Raw genomic sequence first — 21059 nt, 5'->3', positions numbered from 1 at the left:
AGGCGGGGCCTTGCCGAGCGGCGCGGTTCCGACGCATCGTGCGCATTCCCGGCCCGGAAGGCGGCTGGAATCGGAGGGCAAGAATGAAACGAGTGAAGATCGCGCTGCTGCTCGCACTGGCGCCGCTTCAGGCCCTGCCGGCCGCTCCTGCCAAGTCCGTCACCGCGGCGGTGGCCAATACCGCCGCTCGAAGTGCCGACAACGTCAAGCTCGACGAGAGCCGCAAGCCGGCCGAACTACTCGACTTTCTCGGGCTGAAACCGGGGATGCGCGTGCTCGACCTGTTCGGGGCGAACAAATACTGGGCGGAGATCATCGCTCCCGCGGTCGGGCCAAAGGGGCAGGTGATCGTGTGGCAACCGAGCCAGTTCATGAATGACAAGCGCCGCAGGGAATTCGCCGCCTTCGCCGGCAAGCAGCGTAACGCCATGATCATGTCGAGCCCGTTCGAGGCGCCCTCATTCGCGCCGGCCAGCTACGACTTTGCCCTGATGAACCTCGATTTCCATGATCTTTACTGGGAAAACGAGAAGAACAAGATCCCGCGCCAGGACCCGGATGTTTGGATCCGGAAGCTCTATGCCGCGATGCGTCCGGGCGCTGTCGTCGGGATCGTCGACCATGTCGCCAGTGCCGGCAGTGACACTCGAGCGGTCGTGGACAAGCTGCACCGCATCGACCCGGTTGTCGTCCGCGCCGACTTCGAACGTGCCGGTTTCAAGCTGGAAGCGGAATCCGACCTGCTTCGCAATCCGGCCGACGACCACAGCCTCAACGTGTTCGATGAAAAAATCCGCGGCAAGACCGACCGCGTCGTCTTCAAGTTCCGGAAGCCCGCCGCATGAGCGACGTTGCGACCCGCCCCATCGGCGGGCGATCGTCGTGGCTGGTGCTCGGCGCCCTCGTCGTCGGACTGCTGCTCGGCGCGCTCAGCTTGAAGCTGGGTGACGGCGTCCGTGACCCTGCGATCCGCGTGATGGCGATGGCCGGCGGGCTTTGGCTCGACGCGCTGAAGATGACGGTCATTCCGCTGATCATTGCGCTCCTGATCACCGGGATCGTCGGCGGGGCCGACGCGGCGCGGGCCGGGGCATCGCCGGTCGGTCGTTCCTGTGGTTCGTGATCGTCCTGACCCTGTCAGCCATCCTCGGCGGGGTCGTCACGCCACTGCTTCTCCAGACCTTCCCGTTGCCCAACAGCGCCGCCGAGGCGTTGAGGGCAGGCCTGGCAAGCGTCGACGCCAGCGCGGCGGCCGCCTCCGTGCCGACCGTGGCCGACTGGTTGAAAAGCGTTATCCCGACCAACCCCGTCGCGGCGGCCGCCGAAGACAAGATTCTGGCATTGGTGGTGTTCACCTCGCTGTTCGCCTTTGCCGTGACGCGTATTCCGGCCGCACGGCGCAAGATCATCGCCGACTTCTTCAAGGCGGTCGAAGACGCGATGCTGGTGATGGTCGGCTGGGTCCTGTGGCTGGCGCCTTTCGGCGTGCTCGCGCTGGCCTTCGCCGTCGGCGCCGGGGCGGGCGGGGCGGCGTTCGGCGCGGTGCTGCACTACATCCTGCTATACTCGCTGGTGGGCGTGATCGTGCTTATCGCCGGCTACTTTATCGCGGTCGTCTTTGCGCGGTGGAACCTTCGTGATTTCGCCCGCGCGATGATCCCGCCGCAGGCCGTCGCCATCTCCACCCAGTCGAGCCTGGCGTCGCTTCCCGCGATGCTCGCTGCCGCCCGATCGCTGGGAGTTCCGGAACGGACGTCGGACGTCACTCTGCCGCTCAGCGTGGCGCTGTTCCGGGCGACCGGGCCGGCGATGAACGTCGCGGTGGCCATCTACATCGCCTACTGGCTCGACATCCCGCTCGGTCCGGGCGCTTACATTGCCGGGATCGCGGTGGCCTCCATCGCCAGTTACTGGGCGGTCAGTCTGCCCGGCGCCCTGTCCTTTGTGACGTCGATCGCGCCGATTGCGCTCGCCATGGGCGTTCCCATCGAGCCGCTGGCGCTGCTGATCGCGGTCGAGGTCATTCCCGATATCGTCCGCACAGTGGGCAACGTCACGCTCGACGTGGCGGTAACCGGCGCCGTGTCGCGGAGCGACAAGGGATCGGTGGACTAGCGGCCGGCCATGCTCCGCACCTGCTCGGTATAGAGACGGCCGACGGGCTGGAGCCCGCCGTCGGCGAGCCGCGCGATCCACCGACCCGAGGGATTGCGCGAAAAGCCGGTGATGAAGTCGCGGCGCACGATCGCAGAGCGGTGAAGCCGGACGAACAGCGCCGGGTCGAGGCCTTCTTCCAGCGCGCTCATCGAATGGTGGATCAGCCAGCTGCGTTGCCCGACATGGAGCCGCATATAATCTCGCTCCGCCGAAACGCGGTCGATGTCGCGCGCGGCGATGCGCACCAGGCCGCTGAGGTCGGAGGCCCAGAATTCATCGAGATAGGGCGATGGCTCGCCTGCCGCCGGTGCCGGCTCGACCGCCTGTTCATGCCGCTGCGCCAGATAGGTGCGGGCGCGCGAAAAGGCCCGTGTCAGCCGCTCCGGATCGACCGGCTTCATCAGATAGTCGACGGCGGCGACCTCGAACGCGGCCACCGCGAACTGGTCGTAGGCCGTCACGAACACCACCGCCGGCGACTGGTCGAGGGTCGACAGCGCGCGAGCTACCTCGATGCCGTCGAGGCCGGGCATGGCGATGTCGAGCAGGACCAGGTCAGGCGACAACGCGCCGGCCATGCGAACCGCCGCTTCGCCATCGCTTGCCGTGCCGACCAGTGTCGCCCCCGGTTGGCGGGCGAGGAGCAGTTCCAGCCGCTCCGTGGCGAGCGGTTCGTCGTCGGCGATCAGCACCTTGAGCGGGGTAAGGTCGGTCATTCTTCCTCGTCGTCGTTGATCGGGATGGCAATCGAGACCTGATATCCGCCAGGGATCGGCCCGAAGCGGCAATCGGCGCGGCCACCGTAATGGGCGTCGAGCCGCTGACAGACGTTGGACAGGCCAAGTCCGGTGCCCTCATGGCTCGGCATCGGCGGAGGGACTTCGTCGCCGGCGACCTCGGCGAGGCTGTTGGTCACGTCGATCTGCAACCGGCCGCCGTCGAGCGGCCGGGCGGCGATCGCCAGCCGGACCTTGTCGCGCGTTGCCGACACGCCATACTTGATCGCATTCTCGACCAGCGGCTGCAGGATCAGGGCCGGCACTCGTATGTCGGCGAAGCGCTTAGGGACATCGATCTCGACGTCCAGCCGGTCGGGGAAGCGCACCCGCTCGATCTCGAGATACAGCCGCTGCAGAGCGATCTCCTCGCCCAGCGTCACGTCCGCCAACGGGTCGATACTGAGGCTGGAGCGGAAGAAGTTGCTGAGCTTCAGCAGCATTTCTTCCGCGCGATCGGCGCGGCCGCTCATCACCAGCGACGACAGCGAATTCAGCGTATTGAACAGGAAGTGCGGGTTGACCTGGTAGCGAAGCGCGCGGACCTGGGCGGCGTGGGCGGCGGTCTCCGCCTCGGCCAGCCGGCGCTCGGTCATTCGCGCCCGCTGCTGCTGGGTCATGGCGATGTAGATCGCGCACCACGCCGCGAACAGGAAGTACCAGGTGACCGATCCGTCAGCGACCAGCTGCCAGATCTTCTTGCCGATGATTTCCGAGACCGGCGGAAGGTTGACCTCAAGCTCGTTGCCGTTTTCCTTGACGATGCGCAGGTTGCTGCCCTGCTGGACGATCGCCACGCCTTCCTGCGTTGTAATTTTGGACTGTGGCGCCGTGTCTTCGTTGAAGATGACCATCTGGAGCGAGACGACCGACAGGATCAGAGCCGCCGGAAGGGTGGCGATGGCCGCCACCGACACCATCCGTCGCACGCTGCCGTCGCGGGCGAAAAAGCGGAGCGCAAGATAGATCAGCACCGTCAACAGCACGCCGATCGCGGCATTGACGATGCGCAGCTTCATCGCCGAAGCCGCTTCGGGGCCGAGGAGCGCGCGCAGAAGCACGGTGGCGAGATAGAAGGTCCAGAAGCCGGCGATCGATTTGAAGGCCAGGGCTCGGTCGGCGAACCGGCTGCTGGTCATCAGCGGCGTTGCCGGCGAGCGCCTCCGTTTCACGGATTTCTTGAGATTGAGCATTCGCCATTGCTTTTGGGGCCGGCGCGAACCGAGCGCAATTGCCCCTCCGCCGCTTGGCAGAAGGGATTCCCCCGCCGGTCGATAAGAACGGAGGAACAGGCGCATCCGGCAGCCGTTATCACGGCGAAATCATATTTTCCCGGAGAGTGACATGACCGACAAGGAACGGGCCCCCAGCGAACAGGCGGCGCCGGAACGCGTGCTGGAACTGAAGCTGAAGAAGAACCCCAAGGACAAGGACGCCAAGATCGACGTCGGAAGCGACGAATCGATGGACGCGTCCGACCCGGTGGCCGCGACCGCGCCTGGGCGGGGAAGCGATCCGGTCCCGTCGTCGGGTTTTCCGGAAGAGAAGAAGTGAAGAATTCGACGAGGCGGCCTTGAGCCCCCAAATCGAATCGAAAATTCGTCACCCGAAAAACACAGCGCCGGAAAAGTGACGCCGTAATTTCACTTTCCTGTTGCTGCACCGCCCTCCGTTTGATTCATTGGTTAACGGGGGTGGGTTTTTGGTTAAGCGTTTCGAAACGAACGCGGCCGCATGATCCCATCCAGTGTTTAGGAGCATGGGATCATGACGACGAAGACCAGCCAGCCTGCCGGTGGCGCGCTGCTGATATCGGAGATGAAAGAGTTCGCGGGCTTCCCCAAGTCGACGCAGCGCTACATTCGCCGGTCGCTCGACGTCGCTTTTGGCCGCTCCGACCCGATCGAAACCTGGGCGCGTGACGAAGTCGAGGTCGCGTCGATCGCCGCGCAGGGACGTTTCTACAAGCAACTCGATCATCTCCGCCTGCAGATCCCGGACGACAGCGGGCTCGACATGATCGAACCGTTCCTCGGCATGCTGGTCACCCTGTCGGCCTTTGACCTTGGCCAGGACCGCATCCCGAGCTTCGCCGCCTATCGGTTCCTGTACGAGCGGTTGCTGGGCGCGGGCGTCCGCCCCTGGCTGCCGGCGGCCTTCTGCGCGGCGTCGGCGTTGCCGCACCTGCACCCCGAACGCCGCCGCCTGCTGCTTCAGTCGATCAGCGAGAACGCCGCGACGGCGCCGGGCTGGTCGAGCCGCGAGCCGGTGTTCTGGCCGGAGTGGGTCGAGAAAGTCGACCAGGCCGCCGCGGCCTAATCGATTGACGGGAAAATCTTGCGGAGCGCGGCGATGCTGCGCTCCGCATTCTTGTGCGTAATAAAGATCCCGCCGGCATCTTCCCACTTGCCGCGATGATCCTCGCGGTCGTCGACCAGCACGTCGCCGGGATCCATGTAGCGGTATTTGTCGCGCGCCATGCAGGTGATGATCGGCGTCCCGGGAAAATGCTCGGCCGCCCATTTGACCTTCTGCGGCGCGGCCCAATTACCGAGCGGCAGCCCTGTCAGGATGGTCGGATTGAGGTGTGCAACCGCATCGAACAGTTCGTGCGCGTCTTTCATCAAGGGTAGGCCGGCATAGAAGTCCGGTGTCTGGGCCAATCGCCGCCAGAACTCGCGCGTCGTCTCGCGCGCCAGGAATTGCTCGGGCGTCATGCCACCAAGCACCTCGCGAGCGCCGGCGTCGAAGTCGGCAAGCACGCCATCGCAGTCGAGGAAAAGCTCGGGCATCTCAGAACCGTGCTGGGCTTAGGGACAGCTCGATCGGCTCGATTGGTTGCCAACCTCGCTCCCGGATCAGGTCGTTGCTTTCCCGCGCCCTGCGGCCTTCGCCGAGCGACCATGTGATGTGATAGGTCGAACCGTCCGGCCGGTCGGTCGTGCCGCCAAGTTCGACGACCATCGCTTCCAGGCCTTGTCCGTCGTCCGCGTGGCCGACGATCCGCGCCGTCGCGGCGGGGGGTAGGGGATCGGCCGCTGCATCGGTGCGCAGTGTCACATGGTCGGCGTCGGGACGTTCGTAGGCGGGAGGAAAGCGCCGCAGCAGTTCGTCGCGCTGAGCGCGGTCAAGCTTCCAGCCGATGACCGTCCCGGGTTTCGCCATGCACCGTCAATTCGTGGACGTGCCCAGCCGTTCCACCAGTTCGGCGGCGAATTCGCTAAGCGTGTCGTCACGGGCGCCGAGGATAGCGATGGTGTTACCGGGTCGGGCCTCGGCGACCAGGGCGTCACCGATCGCCTCGCGCGTCGGCAAATGCCGGGCATGGCCACCGGTCTCCCCGATCCGCGCCGCCAGCCAGTCCGACCCGCGGCTGCGGTCGACCGTCCCGCCCTGATAGACCGGATCCGGCAGGAACAGCAGGTCGTCCTCCCCGAGACCGTGAGCGAACGTCGCGGCCAGTTCGTCGCCCATCTTCGCCAAGGGGCCGTATCCATGAGGCTGGAACATCACGAGCAATCGGCCGCCCCGATCAGTCAGAGTCGCGAGCGTAGCGGCGATCTTGTCGGGATTATGGGCAAAGTCGTCGATGACCGTCACGCCGCCCGCTTCGCCCACCGTTTCGAGCCGTCGCTTCAGCCCGGCGAAGCTGGCCAGGGCGGCAATCGCTGCCGGCAGTGGCTGGCCAAGCGCATGCAACGCCCCGAGCGCAGCAAGCGCGTTCAGCGCATTGTGGCGTCCTGGAACGGCCAGCGAGACCGGATGGCTTTCGCCTTCGACATGCAGGTTGAAATCGACTCCATCGGCTCGAAGCGCCAATCCGCGCGCCTGCAGCATGGCACCCGGCGCATCGAAGCCGAACGACACGAGATGGGACGATGGCAGCGCCTCGGCCATCGCCCGCACCTCCGGGTCGTCGAGGTTAACCACCGCGCGCCGCGATCGGCTCAGGAAGGCGCCGAACAGGCTCCGCAACTCGTCCATCGAATGATGGTCGAGACTGACGTTGCCCAGCACCGCCACGGTGGGGCGGTAAAGCGAGATCGAGCCGTCGCTCTCGTCGACTTCGCTGACGAACAGGTTCGGATCGCCGACCAGCGCCGACGCGAACGGCTGGTCCGCCGACACGAAATTCTTCATCACCGCGCCGTTCATGACGGTCGGATTGCGGCCCAGCTTGTAAAGCATCCAGCCAATCATGCCGGTAACCGTTGACTTGCCCGACGTGCCGCCCACCGCGACGCTTTGACTCGCCGCGTTCAGCAATTCGGCGAGCAGTTGGGGGCGGGTGAGATGGGGGAGGCCAAGTTCTTTCGCGCGCACCACGTCCGCGATCGTCGGCTCCACCGCGGCCGAGGTGACCAGCGTCGCACCGTCGGTCAGGCCGCTCCCGTCCTGCGGATGCAGCGAGATGCCAAGCCGTTCCAGATAGTCGAACTTGGCGGCCAGCCGGCCGGCGTCGAGCGCGCGGTCGGAGCCGCTGACGGTGGCTCCGGTGGCCCGGACGATGGAGGCGAGGGGAAGCATGCCGCTGCCGCCGACCCCGCAGAAATGGTAGCGCGTCGAGTTCATCGCGGTTGCCCTATGCGGGACGAACGCCATGTGCAATTCATCGCGCCATGAAGATTGCCGTCGTCGCGCCGAGTTGCACCTTGAGCCCGAAGGCTGCCGATGCAGTGCAGGCGATCGTCGCGCAGCGCGGCGATTGCGAGCTGGCCATTCACCCGCAGTGTTTCCTCAGCACCGGTCATTTCGCCGGTCCTGACGAAGCCCGGCTGGCAGCAATCCGTGAGGTGATGGCGGATGACAGCGTTGATGCCGTCTGGTTCGCGCGCGGTGGATATGGATCCAACCGAATTGCCGAGGCCGCGGGTCGCGACCTGCCCGACGCGGCGCGGCGCAAGACCTACATGGGATATTCGGATGCCGGATTCCTGCTTGCCGCCTTCCATCGCGCTGGATTGTCCGTCGCCCATGGCCCGATGGTCCAGGATATCCTCCGCCAGGGCGGGGAAGCGGCGGTCGGCCGCGCCCTCGACTGGCTGGTCCGGCGCGATGCGGCCTCGCTGGAACCGGGCCTGCAACCGGGGCAGGGCGCGATGGCCTTCAACCTGACGGTCCTGTCGAGTTTGCTCGGGACGCCGATCGAGCCCGACTTCAGCGGCCGCGAATTGCTGATCGAGGAGGTCGCCGAGCATGAATATCGTATCGACCGGATGATGTTTCACCTCGTCAACAGCCCGGCAATCCGCGCGTGCCGTTCACTGCGCATGGGACGAATGAGCGAGGTTCCGGACAATGATCCGGTGTTCGGGAGCGATGCCGCGGCGATTGTCGTGGACTGGTGCGCGCGGTCAGGGATCGCGTTCGCCGGAACCGCGGACATTGGCCATGACTCCGCCAACCGGGTCGTGCCGTTTTCCCCTGTGGGTGATTAACCATCCATTTGACGCTCTCCCTCTTGCAAGGGGGGCGTCTTTGCGCTCTATCCTCTCCCTCAGAAACAACAGGAGGGCCTCATGGCTAAAGAATCGACTGGACGTAAAGCTGGCGGTGGACTCGCCCGTCCGGTGACCCCTTCGTCGGACCTCGCAGCGATTGTCGGCTCGTCGCCGCTGCCGCGCAGCGAAGTCGTTTCGAAGGTGTGGGATCATATTCGCAAGAACAACCTGCAAAATCCTCAGAACAAGCGGGAAATTCTCGCTGACGACAAGCTCAAGAAGGTCTTCGGCACCGACAAGTGCACCATGTTCGAAATGAACAAGCACCTGTCAAAGCACCTCAGCTAGGCGCTTTTCACCCCTTGGGTGATCAGGAAAGGGGCCCCGGCACTGCCGTGGGTCCCTTTTCTTTATCCCGAGCCTGACGCGAGTCGCCTATCGGCACATGCGCCAGCCGGATTGTCCCCGGTTGGCCAGGTCCAGGTGAAGATGGTCGCGATGCGCCGCGTTATAGTCGGGCGACAGCGTGGTCGCGAATAGCTGGCAGGCGCCATCGCGGACCGTGCGCAGGAAGGCCGCTTCATCGGGCGATCCGGACCAGTCCGCGAGTACCGAAATCCGCCGTCCATCGGTCAGCCGGAAGCCCGCGATGTCGACCGCGTTGGCCGTGGCATGCTCGCTCCAGCCGCCTTCCGTCCGGCCATAGAGGCGGCGGCAGGAATAACTCCCGAAATGGTCGATGCGGGCGACGCGATGTCCGAAGATCCGCTCCGCCGCCGGTTGGACGTACGTGCGCTCCCACAGGCGGAGCGCCGCGGCGACCGGGCAGGACGTCACCAGGTCACCATAGGTCGCCCAATCCTCGTTCTCGCGGCGTTGACGCACGCCATCGAGATAGCCGCAGGATGGCGAGCTTGCGGCCATGCGTGGCGGGACCGGTTGGGCGCGGTCGCCGACGGCGCTCAGCAGGACCCGGCACTGGTCGGCGTCCTCGCGCAATCCCACCAACTTGGCACTGGTGAATCGACCAACCGGATCGCTAAGGCTCAGCGGGGTCCACGGGAAACGCTCGGGATGTTCGCGCACCTGGCGCTGGTATTCGCGCCATCCAAGAATGCCGGCGATGACCAGTGTAACGAGCAGCAGCAGGCAGCCCCATCGCGGGCCGCGACGCCGCTCAGGCACGGACGGCGCTGGTCAGCGGTTCCGACGTAACGGGGTAGCCGCGATCAGGAGGGATGCAGACGTGGCGTTCGCCGCCGCGTTCCTCGACCCAGGGAACGATTGTATCCATGGGATAGCGCCGCGCGTCCTCGACGGCCTGGCTGAAGTCTGCAAAGCGCGCCAGCCGCTCCAGGTTTCGCTTGGTCGGGAAGATCGCGCCGGCTGTCCCGGCGGCGACACGGTCGAGCACCGCGGCGGCGCCAATCCATTCGGCGGCAGCGCATTCGCCCGGCTGGGGATTGGGCGACCACTCGCCGACCGGCGCCGATGCAAGGTAGAAAATGGTATCGAAACGGCGCGTCTGGTGGAACGATGGCTTCCACCGCGCGAAGGGAACCAGGCCGTTCAATTCGAGCGCGAGATCATGCCGAGCGACGAGGTCGGCGAACGGCTCCCCGCCGATCAAGGCCTGCTGCAATTCGAGGGCATGAAATGCCTCAACCGGGCCAAGCCCGACGGCGATCCCGCTTTCCTCAAGTGTCTCGCGAATAGCCGTGACCCGCGCACCCTCGCCGGGCGCACCGAACCTTTCGGCAAGGCGGTGATCGGCATCGTCGACCCTTCCGCCGGGGAAGACGAGGGCGCCACCGGCGAAGGCCATCGAAGATTCCCGCTCGACCATCAGCAGGTCGGGCGGACCGCCGGCACTCTCGCGCATCACGATGAGCGTGGCGGCCGGGATTGCAGGCTGTTCGTCGTCCATCGCTTATCGCCTACGCGCCCGGGTGAAGCAGGCAACAAAAAAGGGGCCGGCACCCACTGTGACCGACCCCTTCCTGTCCCTCCCGCCCGAAGGCAGGAGAAAAGTTCGGAAAATTACATCGCGTTGACGGCGGCCGCGTTCACGTCGGCGGCGTCGATCGCTTCTTCCTTCTTCTCGCCTTCTTCCTGAAGCGCGTCGGCCTGGTTTTCCAGGGCAGCGGCTTCGGCCGGGTTCGCCGTGTTGTCGGCGGCGGCGTCGAGGTTCTCGGCGGCGTTTTCGTAGTTTTCCTGGACCTGTTCGCCCAGCGTATCGTCACCCTGGCCACCGCAAGCGGCCAGAGCAAGCGCAGCGGCGCCGACGATCGCGAAAGACATCTTGTTCATCATCAATCCCCTAGTTGAACTCTTAAAGTGCGGCGGCAGGGATGCCGGTGTTCACACGGTCAGTCCCAACGCAACCAACTTCGTAACGGTTCCGCGACGGACGCGGAAAAGTCAATCGCTTGAACATAAACCGCCGGCGGCCTATCTTGGGCGTGCCGGGTAACCGGCTACGTCGGTAGAGTATTTGGTGGAATAGGCATTTCGGACCCGGGGGGCAGTACCCCGGCGCCTCCACCACCAGCGGCGGGTGTTTTCGAAGGTTCGAAAGCGCCGCTGCTGATGGGGGCGAAACAGGATCGACGAGTGCAATAAAGGCCAGGTTGCCGATCGGTATGGGTCCACCGCAAAGGCCCATTCACACAAGTGCCAACGATAACGAGGCTCTTGCGATTGCTGCCTAACTGAGGGCCTAACGGTCTGAAGTTAGATGGACAAAAGCGCGGCCGGACCCCGCCGGGCAACAGAAGGGGAATCCAGCGGCCTCCGCGGGAGCCGGGCAACAGAATCCCGCGGACTTTTCCAATGCCTGAGGCCCCGGCCAGCCTGCGCAAAGGCACGGGGCCGAGAGGACCGAACTGCCGTGACGGTGCTCAGCGCTTCCGAAGCTCGTCCCTGATTTCCGTCAGCAATTCCGTTTCGGTCGGGCCGGCGGGCGCGTCGGCGGGTTTGCGCATCATCCGGTTCGCCATCTTGACCATCTGGAAGATGATGAAGGCAAGGATCAGGAAGTCGATCGCGACGGTGATGAATTCACCCCAGCCGAGGACGGCGACCCCGCCCGCCTTCAGGTCGGCGTAGCTGGTCGCCGATCCCTTGAACCCTTCCGGGATCGGACCGAGCACCGTGAAATAGTTGGAAAAGTCGAGGCCGCCGAAGATCGCGCCGATGACCGGCATGATGATGTCGTCGGTCAGGCTGGCGACGATCTTGGCGAAGGCCGCGCCGATGATGACAGCGACGGCCAGGTCGAGAACGTTGCCCTTGGCGATGAACTCTCGGAATTCCCGAAGCATGAGCGACTCCCTGCGTTGCGTAACGAGGCGGTGACCATGAATCGCATTGGCGGTGATTGAAAGCGCTTTCGCATCCCCCTACCTTCTCGCTTCCACGGTTTTCTCAGGGGGACGACCCGATGACTGGACTTCGCCGCTTTGGCCTCGTTGCACCGATTGCTGCACTCTCGCTGGCCGGATGCGGCTTGAACTCGGTTCCGACTGCCGAGGAAAACGTCAACGCCAAGTGGGCCAATGTGCAGAGCGAGTATCAGCGCCGCAGCGACCTCATCCCCAACCTGGTCGAAACGGTGAAGGGCTATGCCAAGCAGGAATCGACCGTCCTGGCGCAGGTGACCGAAGCGCGCGCCAATGCCGGCCGGGTGACGCTCAGTGCCGAGGACCTCGATGATCCGGCGAAGGTGCGCGCGTTCAACGATGCGCAGAACCGTCTGACGCAGGCGATCATCCCGCTCCAGCGGCTGCAGGAGGCCTACCCCGATCTCAAGTCGAACACGAACTTCCTGACGCTGCAGTCGCAGATCGAAGGGACCGAGAACTCCATCCTGGTCGCCCGCCGCGACTACAACGAGGCGGTGCAGAGCTATAACACCCGCATCCGCACCTTCCCCGACGCGATCGGCGCAAAGATCTTCTACGGCGCCAAGCCGAAGGTGCCGTTTGAAGCAGCGTCGGGTGCGCAGGACGCGCCCAAGGTCGACTTCAACACCGCCGGGTAGGATGACGCGGTACTTCGCCGTCCTGTGGCTGGCGCTGCTCGCGCTGGCCACGCCCGTCTCCGCGCAGACGTTCCCTGAACGGGGGAAGTCTCCGGTTGTCGACCAGGCGAATCTCCTGTCCCCGGCGCAGATTGCCGACATCACGTCGAAGTCCGAGGCGTTGAACGCCGCCAGCGGGCGGCAGTTCGTGGTCGCTACGGTCAATAGCCTCGAGGGGCGGACGATCGAGGAATATGGCTACCAACTCGGTCGCGCGTGGGGCATTGGGCAGGAGCAGAAGGACGACGGGGTCATCCTGCTGGTCGCGCCAAACGAGCGGAAGGTGCGGATCGAGACAGGATACGGCGCGCGCGTCTTTCTGACCGACGCCGTGTCGAGCGTCATCATCCGTGAAAGCATCCTGCCGCGTTTCAAGGCGGGCGACATGAGCGGCGGAATCGTCGCCGGCGCTGACCAGATTATCCGCATGATGCAGCTTCCGCCCGAAGAGGCGGCGCGCCAGGCAAAGTCGATCGAGACCGCGGAACAGTCGCGGCGCTCGGACGGGCCGGGACTGGTCCCGATTGTCTTCTGGATCTTCATCATCCTATTCATCATCATTCCGATGGTGCGGGGCGTCGCGGGCGGACGCCGCTATCACGGGCGCCGTCGTGGGGGCATCGACCCCTGGGTCGTATTGTGGGGTCTCGACGCGATCAGCCGGTCCTCGCGCGGCGGCGGCGGATGGGGAGGTGGCGGCGGCTGGGGAGGCGGCGGCGGTGGCGGCGGCTTCTCGGGCGGTGGCGGAAGTTTCGGCGGCGGGGGCGCTTCGGGCGGATGGTAGAGGTCAATCTGACGAAAGACGATCATGCGCGCGTTAGCGCGGCAATCGCCGCGGCGGAAGCGCTCAGCGATGGTGAGATCATCGCCATCAGCGCCGACAAGTCGGACAGCTATCACGACGTCGGCCTCCACTACGCCATCCTCGTCCTGTTCCTGGTGCTCGCCTTCTTCGCGGCCTGGCCCGGCCAGTTGGAAGCGTGGTGGTCTCGGATCATGGGCTGGACGGCGGTGCCGAGCCTTCGCGAGCTACTGACGCTTCTTCTCGGGATCGCCCTGCTCAAATTCCTGGTGGTTCTGTTCATCATGCGCTGGATGCCGCTGCGGCTGGCACTGACCCCCGGCGCGACCAAGACGCGACGCGTCCGGCGGCGCGCCGTCATGCTGTTCAAGACCGGCGCGGAGCGGCGGACCGTGGGCCGCACCGGCGTGCTGGTCTACCTGTCGATCGGGGAGCATCGCGCCGAGATCGTCGCCGACGAGGCGATTACCGCCGTGACCGAGCCCGAAACCTGGGGAGAGGCCATGGCGTCGCTGATTACCGAGGTGAAGGCAGGGCGTCCCGCCGATGGCATTATCGCGGCGGTCGGCCTGATCGGCGAGGTGCTGAAGCAGCACTTCCCGAAAACCTCCGCCGACAGCAACGAAATCCCCGACAAGCTGATAGAATTGTGACCGGCCCGCAGATCATGTGGGAAGGGCGTTTCATTACTGCCCTTCGCGATGGGCAGTGGGAATATGTGCGGCGTTCACGCGGTATCCGCGCCGCGGTCATTCTTGCCGAGACCGACGAGGGCGAGGTGCTTTTGGTCGAGCAGTATCGGGTGCCGATCGGACAGCGCTGCATCGAGCTGCCCGCCGGCCTGATCGGCGACGATGATGGCGGCGAGGATGACACGGTCGGATCGGCCGCGGTTCGGGAGCTCGAAGAGGAAACCGGTTATCGGGCAACGGAGATTGACGTCGTCGGCGACTTTCATTCCTCGCCGGGGATGGTCAGCGAGAGCTTCACCCTGGTCCGGGCCCGGGGACTGGCCCGGGTTGGGGATGGCGGCGGAGTCGCCGGCGAGGAGATCGTCGTCCACCGCGTCCCGCGCGCCGACATTGCCGAATTCATCGCCACGCAGCGCAAGCGCGGCCTGGCCATCGACGTTCGAATCCTCGTGCTCCTCTCGCCGTCTATCATCGGCTAGGCGCCGAGGCGGTTCATCGCGTCGAGCTTTTCCTTAAGGCTGAGGGTGAAGCCGTGCTCCAGCGCGTGGCGGGTGTGCGGGTGAGCGGCGAGGAAGGCGGACAGCGCCTTGGCCGGGGCGCACCAGAAGGTCGAATCGCTCGTCAGCCGGACCGTGGCCGTGGCCGGTTCCGGGACAGGATCGTCGCCTCGCCGATCAGGCTGCCCCCGCTCAGGCGCCCGACGACGGCCTTGTGGGCCACCACCTCGGCCTCGCCGGTCGCCAGCCAGTAAAGGTGGGTCACCTGGTCGCCTTCATGCGTCAGCGTATCGCCGGCCCGCCCGTGCATCCACATTCCCTGGTCGAGGAAGCGCCGCGCATCGCCCCGTCCGAGACCCGACAGCGGCCCATTACGCATTCGTTCCTCATCTTCGGAAAGCTGCGCGCGCTTGTCCCCAAGCAGCCCTCCTAGCGCTTGCGACGCGCCGACGATGAAGACGAGCAACGGGAGCACCGCCGCCATCGCCCCATGCTGCTGATAACCGTACCAGACACCGAGCGCGCCGGCGAAGGCGATTGCGCCCCGGGCGGCACGCAGCGGTAGAAGCAGCGCCGCTAACGATGCCGCGGAAATGATGATGAAGAGGATCGCCAGGATACTCACGGCGACCGTTGCACCGCTTTCAGCTGGCCGAGGGCGAGGTGAAGGTGTCGATCAGCACGTCGAGTTGTCCCTGGCAGCCGTTACGGATGAAGCTTTGCGCCATTCCCTCGAGACCTGCAGGTACTGGCGAGAGCATGTGCACTTCCAGCGTGGTGGGCGACAGGGCGGCACCGGCAACCTTGTATTTCGCGCCCGCGGCGACCGGCAGCGACTGCGGCCATGGCGCGATGGACTGGCCGGCGTTGAAATGGACCGTAGCAGATGCGCCCGCGGCATCGCGCAGGGTGACATGGGCTTCGCTGGCCGCGTTGGCACGGTAAAGCCCTAGGTCCGCCGGGCTTGCAACGCAGACGTTGCCCGAACGGCTGATGTCCGCTTGCCAGATATTACGGCCCTGCGTTGCACCTGTCGGCGCGCCGCGGACCGCCTGGATCCGGACGCGGCGATTGCCGCCTTGCGCCGCCGCGGCCATCGACGAAGCCGATGGCGATGCCGACGCCGATGCACTGAACGAACCAGGGCCGCGGAGCGTGCGGGTGCCGCGGGAATCGAGCAGCACGAGCATGTCGTTCGATTTGAGAGAGATGGTCTGGGCATCGGCAATGGCCTTGCCCGCCGGATAGGCCTTGGCCGACGGTCCCGACGAGCGGACGACGAGGACGCTGCCCGCGGCGGCGACCGAAGTCATGGCCGTTCCGGCCAGGACCAGAATAGCAAGCGATCGAACCATGCGGCCCATGTCATTTCTCCCTCAGTTCGAAAGTGCCCCGGGTCCGACCTCACCAAGACGCGTCGCGAAGTAGGCGAGAGCAGTATCTTTACTATGCGTTAAACAAATTTGTTTGATTTCGTCCAGTGCCGCGAGGGAGCCGGCGTCAAATTCCGTCCACAAACGGCACAAAACCGCCCTTTCTTCCGGGTCCATATGTTGGGCCGGTTCCCAGACCACGATCGGAGTGGCCCGCCCCGACACCGCGATTCGGCCCATCGGGCGGAACTGGTCGCTCGTCGAGCGGTCGCGGGCTTCCTGGCTGACCAGCGCCACCGTCTTCAAATGTTTGTTGGCGCTCTCGAGCCGAGCCGCACAATTCATCGCGTCACCGAGCGCGGTGTAGCTGAGCCGGCCCTCGCCGCCGAAATTGCCAACGACGGCCTCGCCATAATGGAGGCCGACGCGGGTGCGGCCGAGCATTGCACCGTCGTTGCTGTCCTTGAGCGAGAAGTTGGCGGTGAAGTCGGTCATGGCGATGGCGGCAGCGATCGCCCGGTCGCCGTCGTCAGGCCGGGCAATCGGCGCGCCCCAAAAGGCCACCACCGCATCGCCGACGAACTTGTCGATGGTCCCGCCATGATCGAGGACGATGTTGCTCATGCCGTCGAGGTAGGCGTTGAGAAGCGTCGCGACCCGCTCCGGCGGCAGCACGTGGCTGAGGCTGGTGAACCCCTCGATGTCGGTGAAGAGCGTGTAGAGAAAGCGCTTCTCACCGGTCAGCGACAGCTTTTCGGGGTCCTTGAGGATCTGCGCGGCGATGTCGCGGGGCAGATATTTGCCAAGCGCCGACTGGGCATAGCGGCGCTGGTCGGAGGTGACGGCCCGATCCGCGGCATTGGTGGCGGCAAAGGCGAGGGCCCAACCGGCCAGCCAGCCAGCCGCGGGCAAGCCGTACGTATCCATTCCGATCAGTTCGAACATGAACGGCGTCGCGCCGAAGAAGACCAGCTGGAAGAGGATTGCGCCGAGCGCCACCCACGGCCGGACGTCGAGCATCGCGGTGAACATTCCGGCCGTGACCACGAGGATCGCCAGGACCCACAGCATCCCTCCGCCGACCCGGCCGGGCATTCGCCCGTCGAGAATTTGTGCTGTTTCGGTCGCCAGCACTTCCAACCCGGAAATGGTTTTGTCGGTGTAGCGCGTCGCCGGCGTATCGAACCGGTCGACGTCGGGCAGGTTGCCGCCAATCAGGACGATCCGATCCTTGACCTGGTCGGCGAAGGCGCTGGCCGTCGCCGGGTCCGCGAACAGCTGGATCGGGAACTCGGCGAACACGTTGCGTTCGACGTTGGCGGGGGAACGATAGAGTACGCTGCCCTCGTAACCCGTGAATTCCGTGCGACCCGTCAGCGCGATCGGCATGAAGGTCGGCAAGCCGGGGACATGTTGCGGCCAGCGCCGCATGACGTTGTCACTGTCGGCCTCGCCGCGGATCGACGCCTTGTGGATGTTGGTGCCCGCCAGCTGGGCAAACCAGCGGTCCATGAATTCCTGCTGCCAGCTTTCGACATCGGCTGCGTTGGCGGAACTGGTGGCATAGGCGAAATAGACCGGGGTTCTCATCGTCCGGAGTGCCGCGAACAGTTCAGGGTCCTCGCGCTGCGGCTGGTCGATCAGGATATCGATGCCGATCGCCCGTGCGCCGAGCTTGTCGATATTGGTCAGTGCCTGCGCCAGCATCGTCCGGTCGAGCGGCGACCGCTTGGCCGTCATCCGCAATGTTTCCTGGTCGAACGAGATGACCAGGATCCGGGGATCCTCCTCGACCCTTCGCATCAATGTCGCCCGGTAGGCGCGGGCGTCGTAGAGCGCGCGTTCGGCATCGAGGGCGATCGGCAGCCGGATCGGGGTTTCGTCCGCCCGCGCCGGAAAATGCAGCACGCGACGATTGGTCTCCTCGTCGAAACCCCGGCTGACGGGCAGTCCCCAGCTGTACCGTGCTATCCCGAGTGACAGCAGCAGCAGAAGGATCGTGATGACCAGCCGGACCGGGGGCACCTTGGCGAGGTCGCGCTTGACCGCTTCGAAGCTCGGGGAATCGCTGTCGTCGATCGGGTTGGGCGTGTCGCGCCAGTGCCGCTCGCCCGTCGAAACCGCTGCCGGTTTCGGCGCGCCATCGTCGTCGGCCGTTACGGGTGTCTCCCGATTCAAGCGCGCATGTCCCCCAAGCGACCTGAGGCGCCGGTGGCGGTGAGTCGCCGACCGTCGCGATTAACGCAGGATAATCATATTTCCGAAGGTGGCCAGTCGGCTCACAAGCGGGCGGCTCGGGCTTCCGACAGGGCCAGCTCGGCCAACGGCTCCAGTTGCCCGACCATCTGGGCGGCATGGGCCGACGACGCATTGCCGCGAGCAAGCCGCCCCTTGATGCCGTGCAGGATGGCGGCGAGGCGGAACATCACGAACGCCACCAGGTAATCGCGGTCGGGCAAATGGTCGCGGCCGGTGCGGCGGCAATAGGCGGCGACATAATCGTCTTCGTCCGGAATGCCGAGCGCCGGCAGGTCGAGCCCTTTGAGGCCGGTGAAGATTCCTGCGGGCATCCGGTACATCAGCAAGTGGTAGACGAAGTCGGCAACGGGATCGCCGAGCGTCGACAATTCCCAGTCGAGCACGGCCGCAACCCGCGCTTGGTCAGGGGATGATGCGAAGATCATGTTGTCGCAACGGAAGTCGCCGTGAACGACGCGGCTGTCGCCGCGGTCGGCGGGGAGGTGCTTTTCGAGCCACTCGGCCAGCGCATCCATCGCCGGCACGCGCCCGGCCTCGGTATCGCCGCGATATTGTTTCGACCAGCGGGACAATTGCCGTTCGACGAAACCGCTGGCGCGGCCATAATCGCCGAGCCCGATCGCGACCGGGTCGTAGCCGTGAAGTCGGGCGATGGTCGCGTTCATCGCGTCGAAGTGGGCGCCGCGCTGCTCCGGCGACAGGCCGGGAAAGCTGGCTTCCCAAACGATCCGCCCTTCGACCATGTCCATGACGAAGAAGGGCGTTCCGATGACGCCCTCGTCCTCGCAGAGACCGTGGACGTGCGGCACCGCGAAGCCTTGCGCACCCAGCGCCGACATGACCCGCGCCTCCCGGTCGACGGCGTGAGCGCCGGGCAGCAGCTTTCCGGGCGGCTTGCGGCGGAGCACGTAAGAGGCACCCGGTGAATCCAGCCGATAGGTCGGGTTTGACTGGCCGCCCTTGAACTGGCTGACGGTCAGCGGACCCGCGAAACCTCGCACATGCTCGGACATCCAGGCCTCGAGCGCGGCAACGTCGAAGCGGAGCCGCTCGGCGACATCGCGGGTCCCGCTATTGGCTTCCGTCCGGTCCATGGAAAGCGAGCGTAGCCGGGCGGCGCGCTTTCGCAAGCTGACACCTTTTCCCGACCTTGGACGTTGACGCGCCATGCCAAGCATCCTGCATCTTTCCGACCTTCATTTCGGCGCCCACGACCCGGTCCTGGTCGAAGCGGTCGAGCGCCGCATCGACGAGGACAAGCCGGACCTGGTCGTCGTTTCCGGCGACTTCACGCAACGCGCGCGCACCGAACAATTCAAGGAAGCCTGCGATTTTCTGACCCGGGTTCGCGATGCGGGGCATGAAGTGCTGGGCGTTCCCGGCAATCACGACGTGCCCCTCTACGACGTCCTCCGCCGCTTTCTCTCCCCGCTGACGCGGTACAAACGCTTCATCGACGAGACGCTTTGCCCGTTTGTCGAGATCGGCGGGGCGGCGGTTCTCGGGATCAACACCGCGCGGTCGTTCACCTTCAAGGACGGCCATATCAACGACGAGCAGATGCAATTCATCCGCGACACCTTCGCGCGAACCGACACGCGGCTTCCGCGAATCCTGGTGACCCATCACCCCTTGTTCGCGCTGCCCGTCGGCGACGGCCCGGAACTGGGCAAGGCGATGAAAGACCAGGAGCTGGCGCTTGACGCGATCGCGGACGCGGGAGTCGACTTGTTGCTCGCGGGGCATAACCATCGCGCTTCGGTTGACCACGCGGAATCGCTCGTGACGGGGCGGGCAAGGCGCTCGTCATCCAGGCCGGGACCGCGACGTCGACGCGCCTGCGCGAGCAGGAGCAGAGCTTCAACCGGATCGAGATCGACCAGAGCGGTTGCCGGGTGACGGTGATCGGCTGGAGGGGCGGACGCTTCGCCGATGGCGACAGCGTTTGGCTGGAACGGCACGACGGCCACTGGGAGACGGCCGCTGGCCAGCCGGTCGAGGAAGCGCCCGTCGCCTGACTTGTCGGGCGCATCGGTTGGGCGCTAGGGCGAACCGGCACTGGAACAACGGGGCGCGTTTCTTGGACAATCTCAGCTCGACCTTCGACCTCGCCGAGTTCGTCCAGCGCGTGCTGGCCGAGGACCTCGGCTCGGGCGGAGATGTTACGAGCCGGGCGACGATCGACGCATCCGCCCGCTTCACGGCGGACATGAATTGCCGCGAGCCGATCACCGCGGCCGGACTCGACATCGCGGTCGCCTTTTTCAAGGCGCTCGACAAGGAAGTGCGGATCGAGCGGTTGGTGGCCGACGGGGACAGCGTCTCGGCGGGCACGGTGTTGCTGCGGATCGAGGGCAACGCCCGGGCGATGCTCGCGGCCGAGCGGTCGGCGCTGAACACGCTGCAGCATTTGTCCGGCATCGCCACGATGACCCGCCGCTACGTCGACCGGATCGCGGGGACGGGAGCGACCTTGCTCGACACCCGCAAGACGATCCCGGGCCTCCGCCTGCTGGAAAAATATGCCGCGCGGATGGGCGGGGCGCACAACCATCGGATGCGGATGGATGACGGGCTGCTGATCAAGGACAACCATGTCGGCGTCGCCGGCGGCGTCGCGAACGCCGTGCGTGCGGCCAAGGCGGCCGACACCGGCCTGCAAATCCAGGTCGAGGTCGATCGCATCGAGCAGATCGAACCGGCGCTCGAGGCGGGCGCCCAGCGCCTCTTGCTCGACAACATGCCGCCGCCGGTGCTTCGCGAAGCGGTGGCGCTGGTGGCGGGAAGGGTGCCGCTGGAAGCATCGGGCGGCGTCAACCTCGACACCATTCGAGGGATCGCGGAAACCGGGGTCAATTTCATCTCGGTCGGCCGCATCACCCAGTCGGCGCCGGCGGTCGACATCGGGCTCGATTATACCCTGAACGACAAATAACGGCCACTTCAGCGGGGCGTCAGACGCCCCTGCTAGCTTGCTTCCC

26 protein-coding genes and 1 other RNA gene are annotated in these 21059 nt (G+C 65.5%); 14 read left to right on the top strand and 13 right to left on the bottom strand.

Going from position 1 to position 21059, the window contains the following annotated elements; translation table 11 throughout:
- The first annotated feature begins 83 nt into the window (after positions 1–83).
- From H9L12_RS07430 to H9L12_RS07425, 3 genes are read left to right on the top strand one after another with little or no spacing between them, the layout of a single operon-like run.
- A complete protein-coding gene (locus H9L12_RS07430) occupies positions 84–845 on the top strand; it encodes a class I SAM-dependent methyltransferase (protein WP_246450274.1) in 762 nt (253 codons plus the stop codon).
- Positions 842–1123, top strand: coding sequence for a cation:dicarboxylate symporter family transporter (locus H9L12_RS13925; RefSeq protein WP_281399778.1), 282 nt, complete (start codon positions 842–844; stop codon positions 1121–1123). Before H9L12_RS07430 ends, H9L12_RS13925 begins: the two co-directional genes overlap by 4 nt.
- Positions 1120–2115 carry a dicarboxylate/amino acid:cation symporter gene (locus H9L12_RS07425; protein ID WP_281399777.1) on the top strand — a complete coding sequence of 332 codons (996 nt, stop codon included), beginning with the start codon at positions 1120–1122 and terminating at the stop codon, positions 2113–2115. Before H9L12_RS13925 ends, H9L12_RS07425 begins: the two co-directional genes overlap by 4 nt.
- Here H9L12_RS07425 and H9L12_RS07420 read toward each other — a convergent pair.
- Together H9L12_RS07420 and H9L12_RS07415 are read right to left on the bottom strand one after the other, a co-directional pair.
- Positions 2112–2873 carry a LytR/AlgR family response regulator transcription factor gene (locus H9L12_RS07420; RefSeq protein WP_187541205.1) on the bottom strand — a complete coding sequence of 254 codons (762 nt, stop codon included), beginning with the start codon at positions 2871–2873 and terminating at the stop codon, positions 2112–2114. The two genes, H9L12_RS07425 and H9L12_RS07420, sit on opposite strands and share 4 nt — an antisense overlap.
- Positions 2870–4126 carry a sensor histidine kinase gene (locus H9L12_RS07415; protein WP_187541204.1) on the bottom strand — a complete coding sequence of 419 codons (1257 nt, stop codon included), beginning with the start codon at positions 4124–4126 and terminating at the stop codon, positions 2870–2872. The genes H9L12_RS07420 and H9L12_RS07415 overlap by 4 nt, the downstream gene beginning before the upstream one ends.
- A gap of 151 nt (positions 4127–4277) precedes the next feature.
- Between H9L12_RS07415 and H9L12_RS07410 the strand changes: the two genes are divergently transcribed.
- Together H9L12_RS07410 and H9L12_RS07405 are read left to right on the top strand one after the other, a co-directional pair.
- Positions 4278–4487, top strand: coding sequence for a hypothetical protein (locus H9L12_RS07410; protein WP_187541203.1), 210 nt, complete (start codon positions 4278–4280; stop codon positions 4485–4487).
- Between the two features lie 213 nt (positions 4488–4700).
- Positions 4701–5252 carry a hypothetical protein gene (locus H9L12_RS07405; RefSeq protein WP_187541202.1) on the top strand — a complete coding sequence of 184 codons (552 nt, stop codon included), beginning with the start codon at positions 4701–4703 and terminating at the stop codon, positions 5250–5252.
- On the opposite strand, the gene H9L12_RS07400 is transcribed toward H9L12_RS07405, so the two are convergent.
- From H9L12_RS07400 to H9L12_RS07390, 3 genes are read right to left on the bottom strand one after another with little or no spacing between them, the layout of a single operon-like run.
- Positions 5249–5725 (bottom strand): 5' nucleotidase, NT5C type, encoded by a 477-nt coding sequence (locus tag H9L12_RS07400; protein WP_187541201.1) that lies wholly within the window; start codon positions 5723–5725, stop codon positions 5249–5251. The two genes, H9L12_RS07405 and H9L12_RS07400, sit on opposite strands and share 4 nt — an antisense overlap.
- A 1-nt stretch (position 5726) precedes the next feature.
- Entirely contained in the window at positions 5727–6098 is a 372-nt protein-coding gene (locus H9L12_RS07395; protein WP_187541200.1) for a hypothetical protein, read from the bottom strand.
- A 6-nt stretch (positions 6099–6104) separates the two neighbouring features.
- A complete protein-coding gene (locus tag H9L12_RS07390) occupies positions 6105–7505 on the bottom strand; it encodes a Mur ligase family protein (protein WP_187541199.1) in 1401 nt (466 codons plus the stop codon).
- A 47-nt stretch (positions 7506–7552) separates the two neighbouring features.
- On the opposite strand from H9L12_RS07390, the gene H9L12_RS07385 reads away from it, so the two are divergent.
- Together H9L12_RS07385 and H9L12_RS07380 are read left to right on the top strand one after the other, a co-directional pair.
- Positions 7553–8371, top strand: coding sequence for an LD-carboxypeptidase (locus H9L12_RS07385; protein ID WP_187541198.1), 819 nt, complete (start codon positions 7553–7555; stop codon positions 8369–8371).
- 81 nt (positions 8372–8452) lie between these two features.
- Positions 8453–8722, top strand: a complete 270-nt coding sequence (locus H9L12_RS07380) for an SWIB/MDM2 domain-containing protein (protein WP_187541197.1) — start codon at positions 8453–8455, stop codon at positions 8720–8722.
- 87 nt (positions 8723–8809) lie between these two features.
- Here H9L12_RS07380 and H9L12_RS07375 read toward each other — a convergent pair whose 3' ends face one another.
- The 3 genes from H9L12_RS07375 to H9L12_RS07365 all read right to left on the bottom strand — a co-directional run bounded on the left by H9L12_RS07375 (position 8810) and on the right by H9L12_RS07365 (position 10684).
- Entirely contained in the window at positions 8810–9559 is a 750-nt protein-coding gene (locus H9L12_RS07375) for an extensin-like domain-containing protein (protein WP_246450273.1), read from the bottom strand.
- The gene (locus tag H9L12_RS07370) at positions 9552–10301 is read right to left on the bottom strand and encodes an NUDIX domain-containing protein (protein WP_187541196.1); all 750 of its coding nucleotides are present in this window, start codon (positions 10299–10301) and stop codon (positions 9552–9554) included. Before H9L12_RS07370 ends, H9L12_RS07375 begins: the two co-directional genes overlap by 8 nt.
- Positions 10302–10414: 113 nt before the next feature.
- Entirely contained in the window at positions 10415–10684 is a 270-nt protein-coding gene (locus tag H9L12_RS07365) for a hypothetical protein (RefSeq protein WP_187541195.1), read from the bottom strand.
- 115 nt (positions 10685–10799) lie between these two features.
- On the opposite strand from H9L12_RS07365, the gene ssrA reads away from it, so the two are divergent.
- Positions 10800–11160, top strand: a transfer-messenger RNA (tmRNA) gene (gene ssrA / locus H9L12_RS07360).
- Positions 11161–11274: 114 nt separating this feature from the next.
- Here the strand turns inward: ssrA and mscL are convergent.
- Positions 11275–11697, bottom strand: coding sequence for a large conductance mechanosensitive channel protein MscL (gene mscL / locus H9L12_RS07355; RefSeq protein WP_187541194.1), 423 nt, complete (start codon positions 11695–11697; stop codon positions 11275–11277).
- A 119-nt stretch (positions 11698–11816) separates the two neighbouring features.
- On the opposite strand from mscL, the gene H9L12_RS07350 reads away from it, so the two are divergent.
- Genes H9L12_RS07350 through H9L12_RS07335 form a run of 4 tightly spaced genes read left to right on the top strand, consistent with a single transcriptional unit; the run spans position 11817 to position 14428 of the window.
- On the top strand, positions 11817–12416 hold the full coding sequence (locus tag H9L12_RS07350) for a LemA family protein (protein ID WP_187541193.1): 600 nt from the start codon (positions 11817–11819) through the stop codon (positions 12414–12416).
- Between the two features lies 1 nt (position 12417).
- Positions 12418–13239, top strand: a complete 822-nt coding sequence (locus H9L12_RS07345) for a TPM domain-containing protein (protein WP_187541192.1) — start codon at positions 12418–12420, stop codon at positions 13237–13239.
- Positions 13233–13910, top strand: coding sequence for a TPM domain-containing protein (locus tag H9L12_RS07340; RefSeq protein WP_187541191.1), 678 nt, complete (start codon positions 13233–13235; stop codon positions 13908–13910). Before H9L12_RS07345 ends, H9L12_RS07340 begins: the two co-directional genes overlap by 7 nt.
- Positions 13911–13924: 14 nt before the next feature.
- Positions 13925–14428 (top strand): NUDIX hydrolase, encoded by a 504-nt coding sequence (locus tag H9L12_RS07335; RefSeq protein WP_187543206.1) that lies wholly within the window; start codon positions 13925–13927, stop codon positions 14426–14428.
- 142 nt (positions 14429–14570) lie between these two features.
- Here H9L12_RS07335 and H9L12_RS07330 read toward each other — a convergent pair whose 3' ends face one another.
- The 4 genes from H9L12_RS07330 to H9L12_RS07315 form a co-directional block, all read right to left on the bottom strand.
- On the bottom strand, positions 14571–15071 hold the full coding sequence (locus H9L12_RS07330; protein WP_187541190.1) for a cyclic nucleotide-binding domain-containing protein: 501 nt from the start codon (positions 15069–15071) through the stop codon (positions 14571–14573).
- Between the two features lie 19 nt (positions 15072–15090).
- Positions 15091–15801 carry a hypothetical protein gene (locus H9L12_RS07325; RefSeq protein ID WP_187541189.1) on the bottom strand — a complete coding sequence of 237 codons (711 nt, stop codon included), beginning with the start codon at positions 15799–15801 and terminating at the stop codon, positions 15091–15093.
- A 21-nt stretch (positions 15802–15822) separates the two neighbouring features.
- Positions 15823–17997 (bottom strand): adenylate/guanylate cyclase domain-containing protein, encoded by a 2175-nt coding sequence (locus tag H9L12_RS07320; RefSeq protein WP_187541188.1) that lies wholly within the window; start codon positions 17995–17997, stop codon positions 15823–15825.
- Positions 17998–18098: 101 nt separating this feature from the next.
- Positions 18099–19172 (bottom strand): phosphotransferase family protein, encoded by a 1074-nt coding sequence (locus tag H9L12_RS07315; protein WP_187541187.1) that lies wholly within the window; start codon positions 19170–19172, stop codon positions 18099–18101.
- Between the two features lie 73 nt (positions 19173–19245).
- Between H9L12_RS07315 and H9L12_RS07310 the strand changes: the two genes are divergently transcribed.
- Both H9L12_RS07310 and nadC read left to right on the top strand, forming a co-directional pair.
- Positions 19246–19977 (top strand): metallophosphoesterase family protein, encoded by a 732-nt coding sequence (locus H9L12_RS07310; RefSeq protein ID WP_187541186.1) that lies wholly within the window; start codon positions 19246–19248, stop codon positions 19975–19977.
- Between the two features lie 181 nt (positions 19978–20158).
- The gene (gene nadC / locus H9L12_RS07305) at positions 20159–21013 is read left to right on the top strand and encodes a carboxylating nicotinate-nucleotide diphosphorylase (protein ID WP_187541185.1); all 855 of its coding nucleotides are present in this window, start codon (positions 20159–20161) and stop codon (positions 21011–21013) included.
- Positions 21014–21059: the final 46 nt, after the last annotated feature.

Origin of the sequence: Sphingomonas rhizophila, from assembly GCF_014396585.1 — a bacterium.
Classification (GTDB): Bacteria; Pseudomonadota; Alphaproteobacteria; order Sphingomonadales; family Sphingomonadaceae; genus Sphingomicrobium; species Sphingomicrobium rhizophilum.
The sequence above is the reverse complement of the archived record's forward strand: the minus strand, read 5'-3'. Positions and strand labels throughout refer to the sequence as shown.

Bases quoted from the DNA above. Each gene is read 5' to 3' on its own strand.
- H9L12_RS07390 (WP_187541199.1), bottom strand. From the start codon at position 7,505: ATGAACTCGACGCGCTACCATTTCTGCGGGGTCGGCGGCAGCGGCATG.
- H9L12_RS07370 (WP_187541196.1), bottom strand. From the start codon at position 10,301: ATGGACGACGAACAGCCTGCAATCCCGGCCGCCACGCTCATCGTGATG.
- H9L12_RS07415 (WP_187541204.1), bottom strand. From the start codon at position 4,126: ATGCTCAATCTCAAGAAATCCGTGAAACGGAGGCGCTCGCCGGCAACG.
- H9L12_RS07400 (WP_187541201.1), bottom strand. From the start codon at position 5,725: ATGCCCGAGCTTTTCCTCGACTGCGATGGCGTGCTTGCCGACTTCGAC.
- H9L12_RS13925 (WP_281399778.1), top strand. From the start codon at position 842: ATGAGCGACGTTGCGACCCGCCCCATCGGCGGGCGATCGTCGTGGCTG.
- H9L12_RS07430 (WP_246450274.1), top strand. From the start codon at position 84: ATGAAACGAGTGAAGATCGCGCTGCTGCTCGCACTGGCGCCGCTTCAG.
- H9L12_RS07410 (WP_187541203.1), top strand. From the start codon at position 4,278: ATGACCGACAAGGAACGGGCCCCCAGCGAACAGGCGGCGCCGGAACGC.
- H9L12_RS07405 (WP_187541202.1), top strand. From the start codon at position 4,701: ATGACGACGAAGACCAGCCAGCCTGCCGGTGGCGCGCTGCTGATATCG.
- H9L12_RS07350 (WP_187541193.1), top strand. From the start codon at position 11,817: ATGACTGGACTTCGCCGCTTTGGCCTCGTTGCACCGATTGCTGCACTC.
- H9L12_RS07310 (WP_187541186.1), top strand. From the start codon at position 19,246: ATGCCAAGCATCCTGCATCTTTCCGACCTTCATTTCGGCGCCCACGAC.
- H9L12_RS07335 (WP_187543206.1), top strand. From the start codon at position 13,925: ATGTGGGAAGGGCGTTTCATTACTGCCCTTCGCGATGGGCAGTGGGAA.
- H9L12_RS07315 (WP_187541187.1), bottom strand. From the start codon at position 19,172: ATGGACCGGACGGAAGCCAATAGCGGGACCCGCGATGTCGCCGAGCGG.
- H9L12_RS07345 (WP_187541192.1), top strand. From the start codon at position 12,418: ATGACGCGGTACTTCGCCGTCCTGTGGCTGGCGCTGCTCGCGCTGGCC.
- H9L12_RS07325 (WP_187541189.1), bottom strand. From the start codon at position 15,801: ATGGTTCGATCGCTTGCTATTCTGGTCCTGGCCGGAACGGCCATGACT.
- mscL (WP_187541194.1), bottom strand. From the start codon at position 11,697: ATGCTTCGGGAATTCCGAGAGTTCATCGCCAAGGGCAACGTTCTCGAC.
- H9L12_RS07420 (WP_187541205.1), bottom strand. From the start codon at position 2,873: ATGACCGACCTTACCCCGCTCAAGGTGCTGATCGCCGACGACGAACCG.
- H9L12_RS07365 (WP_187541195.1), bottom strand. From the start codon at position 10,684: ATGAACAAGATGTCTTTCGCGATCGTCGGCGCCGCTGCGCTTGCTCTG.
- H9L12_RS07395 (WP_187541200.1), bottom strand. From the start codon at position 6,098: ATGGCGAAACCCGGGACGGTCATCGGCTGGAAGCTTGACCGCGCTCAG.
- H9L12_RS07380 (WP_187541197.1), top strand. From the start codon at position 8,453: ATGGCTAAAGAATCGACTGGACGTAAAGCTGGCGGTGGACTCGCCCGT.
- H9L12_RS07385 (WP_187541198.1), top strand. From the start codon at position 7,553: ATGAAGATTGCCGTCGTCGCGCCGAGTTGCACCTTGAGCCCGAAGGCT.
- H9L12_RS07340 (WP_187541191.1), top strand. From the start codon at position 13,233: ATGGTAGAGGTCAATCTGACGAAAGACGATCATGCGCGCGTTAGCGCG.